The following is a 1,105-nucleotide window of genomic DNA, read 5'->3' as shown; positions in this document are numbered from 1 at the left end:
GGCGCTGGTCATAGGTTTTGATTCGGCCGTGTGATTCACGTTTGCCCGCGCATGAGGCCGCCCACGCCCTCGCGTTTCACGCTTTGAGCAATTGCTTGCGTGCCATCCACAGGTTACCCAGTGCAAAGAGCGTCGTGATCTGGGCAGTGTTTTTCGCCAGCCCGCGGTATCGGGTCTTTGTATAACCGAACTGCTGCTTCAGCACGCGGAATGGATGCTCGACCTTGGCCCGGATTCCCGCTTTAAGGCGCTCAATCTGATTGAATATCGCGTCCAGACGGTCCTTCAGATCCAGCTGTTTTCGTCTGGATGGTCTCATTGCGATATGCCAGCGCGCTGAACCCTGCGCGCATCGCTTGTGAATACCCTGATAACCGGCATCAGCGTAGACATCCGTTTCGTCGCCATGCAACAGCAACTGGGCCTCATTGATATCAGCCCTGTTTGCCGCTGTGCCGACAACCGTGTGAACCAGTCCCGACTCCGCGTCCACGCCAATGTGCGCTTTCATCCCGAAGTACCAGCTACGGCCTTTCTGTGTCTGGTGCATTTCCGGGTCTCGCTCACCAGAGGCGTTCTTCGTCGATGTGGGCGCTGAAATCAGTGTTGCGTCGACAACGGATCCCGCCTTGAGCATCAATCCCTTGCTGATCAGAATCTCATTGACCACTGCAAACATTTGCACAGCCAGACCGTGTTCTTCGAGCAGGTGGCGAAACCGCAGGATCGTGCTTTCGTCGGGCAAGCGCGTCATGCCACCATCAAGCCCTGCAAAGTCGCGATATAGCGGCACGTCATAGAGTGCCTCTTCCATCGCCGGGTCCGACAGGCCGAACCATTGCTGCATGAAGTGAATCTGCAGCATCGTGGCAACCGGAAAGGGCGGACGTCCCGTCTTACCCTTCGGATAGTGTGGCTCGATCAACGCAATCAGTTTCGACCACGGCACCACACGCCTCATCTCGTCGAGAAATTCCCGTTTGCGCGTGCGCTTCGTTGACAGGTCCAACCCAAGGCCCAGTTGCGTCATCAGCATTCCCCTTAACTATCCCTCTTCCAGGATAGTTCACACTTACGTCAACGCCAGGACTTTTGCAGACCTTCC

Annotated in this window: 1 protein-coding gene; it reads right to left on the bottom strand. The window is 56.4% G+C overall.

Features of this window, described 5'->3' with window-relative positions; genetic code table 11:
* Positions 1 to 76 precede the first annotated feature (76 nt).
* Positions 77 to 1,030, bottom strand: a complete 954-nt coding sequence (locus FQ746_RS24590) for an IS5 family transposase (protein WP_144112300.1) — start codon at positions 1,028 to 1,030, stop codon at positions 77 to 79.
* Positions 1,031 to 1,105 lie beyond the last annotated feature (75 nt).

This window comes from Paraburkholderia sp. BCC1886 (genome assembly GCF_900996245.1).
Lineage (GTDB): Bacteria > Pseudomonadota > Gammaproteobacteria > Burkholderiales > Burkholderiaceae > Paraburkholderia.
Note: the sequence above shows the minus strand (reverse complement) of the source record. Positions and strands in the feature narration are given on the sequence as shown.

Excerpts from the sequence above, each read along its gene's own strand:
- FQ746_RS24590 (WP_144112300.1), bottom strand. The coding sequence starts at position 1,030 with ATGACGCAACTGGGCCTTGGGTTGGACCTGTCAACGAAGCGCACGCGC.